The organism is Actinoplanes sp. NPDC051633 (assembly GCF_040681735.1).
Lineage (GTDB): Bacteria > Actinomycetota > Actinomycetes > Mycobacteriales > Micromonosporaceae > Actinoplanes.
On the sequence record NZ_JBFAZH010000905.1, the window covers coordinates 1 to 3,243 of the forward strand.

Below are 3,243 nucleotides of genomic sequence, written 5' to 3' on the forward strand. Positions count from 1 at the left end.
CGACGGTCAGCCGGGCCGGGCGCAGATAGAGGACGACGAGGTTCAGTGCGGCCACGGCGGCCAGCCGGAACGCCCAGCCGGTCAGGCCGAGATCCAGCGGCTGCGTCAGCAAGGGCACCACGGGCTGGGCGACGACCAGCGCCGCGTAGCGCGGGCCGGTCAGGCCGGTGAAGTGCTCGTACCCGGCGGCGACGGCGGTGGTCACGGCGCAGACCGCGCCCGCGTACCCGTAGGGCGGGAAGTCAGCGAGGCCGAACAGATTCACATACCAGGCCGCGTAGCCGTCGAGCAGGACCAGCAGCAGGCCGACCGCGGCGAAGGTCTCGGCCGTCGCCGTCAGTCCCCGGCGCAGAGCGAGCAGCGGGGCGCCCAGGGCGGCAAAGGTGAAGAGCGCGAGCAGCGCGGCGCGACCGCCCACACCGAACTGCGACCAGGCCACCGCGGTGAAGACGATCGCGGCGACGCCCAGCAACAACCCGCCGAGCAGGAAGAGCGCGGTCTGAACCAGCTTCGCGGAGGCCTCGGGGCCCTTGGCCGACGCGGCGTTCTCGGCGGCTGCCTGCGCTTGCAGGGGCGCCGCCGGCTTGGCCGCCGGGGGCGTTCCTCCAGGCAGCGAGGCCATCGGCTTTTGTGAAGACGGCATCCGGATGGCCGGCGTCCGCATGGGCGGCGGAAAGCCGTCCGGTCGTGCCTGGATGCGCGCGGCGGTCGTCTGCCGCCGCCGCACCAGCACGGCGATCTCGGCGTCGAGCCGGATCACCTCGGCGGCTTCGGCGTCGGGGCCTCGGCCGCAACCCGGGCAACCGGCGGCCAGGGAGGCGGTCGCACCGCACGTCGGGCAGGGATACGTCGTCACTCGACGATCGTCGCGGTAAGGGCCGCTCGCGCGGATGAGTCGGCGTACTCAGAAGCGCTAGGTGTATCGCCGAGCGCTCGAACTGGACAGGACTCAGCCGGACATCCAGGCCGACCACCGCTGCACGGAGATCTCCACGAACGGGCCCGGCGGCGGGGTGTCGCGGTACTGCTGGTACTTGGCGGACAGCGCGGCCAGCCCGGCCGGCGACTCGTCGCGCACCACGGCGAGCCCGTCGGCGCGCACCCACCACAGCCGTCCCCAGTCCTCCTCGTAGTGGTCGGCCAGGACGGTCACCCGCGGCTCCGCCGCGATGTTGACCAGGCGTCGCAGATTGCGGTGCCGCTTGGGCTTCCCATCGACCGCCGTGTGGATCAGGTCCCGCTGCAGGGCGAAGACGATGGGTACGAGGTGCGGAGCGCCATCGGTCCCAACGGTCGCCAGCCGGGCGACCCGAGCGGTGGCGAACCGGTCCGCCGGTTTCACTCCCCCATCATCTCGGCGATGGCCGCCTCCCACTTCTGCAGGCGGCCCTCGATGCGGCTCCACGGCCCGGACGGCAACCACATCGAAGCCCGGTCGACGCCGGCCTCGGCGAGCTGCTCGAGCGCCTTGGGGTCGGGCGGCACGCTGAGCACCTGCACCTGCAGATGCCGGTCGGCCCGGCCACGCAGCTCGGCGATGCGCGGGAAGAGGTCACGGTCGTGCCACTGCGGAAACCAGCCGTCCCCGTACTGAAGAACCCGGTCGAGGACCGACGGTCCGCCACCGCCGATCAGCACCGGCGGCCACGGCTTCTGCGCCGGCTTGGGCCAGGACCAGATGCGGTCGAAGTTCACGTGCTCGCCGTGGAAGGTCGCCTCGTCCTGAGTCCAGATCGCCTGCATGGCACGGACGCGCTCACCGAGGATCGGCGTGCGGAGCCGCGGGTCGGTGCCGTGGTTGCGCATCTCCTCGCGGTTCCACCCGATGCCGACGCCGAAGTCGAGCCGGCCACCGCTGAGATGGTCGACCGAAGCCACCTCCTTGGCGGTGGTGATGGGATCGCGCTCGATGACCAGGCAGACCCCGGCGCCCACGCGCAGCCGCCGGGTGGCGACGGCGGCCGCGGTGAGCGCCACGAACAGGTCATACGTGTGGTAGTAACGCCGCGGCAGCTCGCCGCCCGGATAGGGCGTCTCCCGGCTGGCGGGGATGTGCGTGTGCTCGGCGAAGTAGATGCCCGACTGCCCGCGCTCCTCCACGATCCGGGCGATCTCCCCGGGCCCCACACCGTCGTGCGTGGGGAAGTAACCGACACCGAAGTCCATGGCGAAAACCCTACGGCGGGCCTACGACAATTTCCCGCTCAGCAGCGCCACATGCTGTTTCTCTCGTCTGCGTCGTGGCCGACGACCAGCCCGGTGTCGGACACGCCGATCGCGGTGCCGCCACCCAGGTCGAGGGCAGCGCCGTCGCGCAGGGTCGCATTGTCGGTCACCGCCCAGCCCGACGAGTTGACGGCGGCGGCGGGACCCTCGGCGTTCAGCCTGGTGATCCTCCCGGTCCGGCGGTTCCACACCGCACCGGTCTGGTCGCCTGAGACGCCGCCGGCCACCCAGTCGCCCCGGATCGCGTATGCGGTGACCGCCTGGCCGTCCGACTTCTCGAGCTCGGTCCCCTTGCCCGTGCGGTCCCAGACCCACGCCGCGTCGCCGATCACACCGGCGATCCCGCCGTCGTCGGCGATGTCGCGCATCGCCGCTCCCCCGGGCAGCGTCACCCGCTCGGCCGCGGTCGTGCCCGCCCTCCACAACAGATGCACGGCCGGCCCGCCGGCGGACGGTTCGACGTCGACGATGACGTCACCGCCGGCGTTGATCCGCGGTTCCGGGGACACGTTCCACTGTCCGGGCGGCAGTTCCAGCGAGGTCCACCGGCCGTTCTCGTAGCGGGCGGCACCCGTACCCCCGCCCTCTGCTCCGCCGACGAGCCCGACCACGACGCCGGTCTGGTTGACGTCAGTGGCCTCCACCACCTCTTTCATGGCCGGGAGCACCGTGGCCGTGCCATCCGTCCACAGCACCGGCCGCAGCAGCCCGCCCGCCGTCGCGGTGCCGATGATGTAGCGCCCGCTCGGATCGACACCACGCACGATGGGTTCGCTGACGCCGGCGGGTGCCGTGAGCTCGGTGCGTACACATGAGGTCGGCTCGGCGGGCAGAAGCCCGGTGGCCGCCTTCTTGTCGGGCAGCAGCGCCGGCACGGCGATCAACGCCACGGCGGTCAGCGCGGCGGAGCCGGCCACGACGGCGATGCGGCGGCGCGCGACCCGGCGGCGCGCGGCGGGCAGCACGTCGATCATGTCGATTCGGCCGGCCGGCACGGTGATCGCGGTTAGCCGCTCG

Annotated in this window: 3 protein-coding genes and 1 pseudogene; all 4 read right to left on the reverse strand. The window is 72.4% G+C overall.

Annotated elements, in window-relative coordinates:
- Positions 1–856: pseudogene (locus tag AB0M20_RS34230) on the reverse strand (hypothetical protein); the annotation flags it as partial.
- Positions 857–949: 93 nt separating this feature from the next.
- Entirely contained in the window at positions 950–1,342 is a 393-nt protein-coding gene (locus AB0M20_RS34235; RefSeq protein ID WP_364304493.1) for a TIGR03668 family PPOX class F420-dependent oxidoreductase, read from the reverse strand.
- On the reverse strand, positions 1,339–2,166 hold the full coding sequence (locus tag AB0M20_RS34240; protein WP_364304494.1) for an LLM class F420-dependent oxidoreductase: 828 nt from the start codon (positions 2,164–2,166) through the stop codon (positions 1,339–1,341). The genes AB0M20_RS34235 and AB0M20_RS34240 overlap by 4 nt, the downstream gene beginning before the upstream one ends.
- 38 nt (positions 2,167–2,204) lie before the next feature.
- On the reverse strand, positions 2,205–3,243 hold a 1,039-nt coding region (locus tag AB0M20_RS34245; protein WP_364304495.1), incomplete at its 5' end, for a hypothetical protein.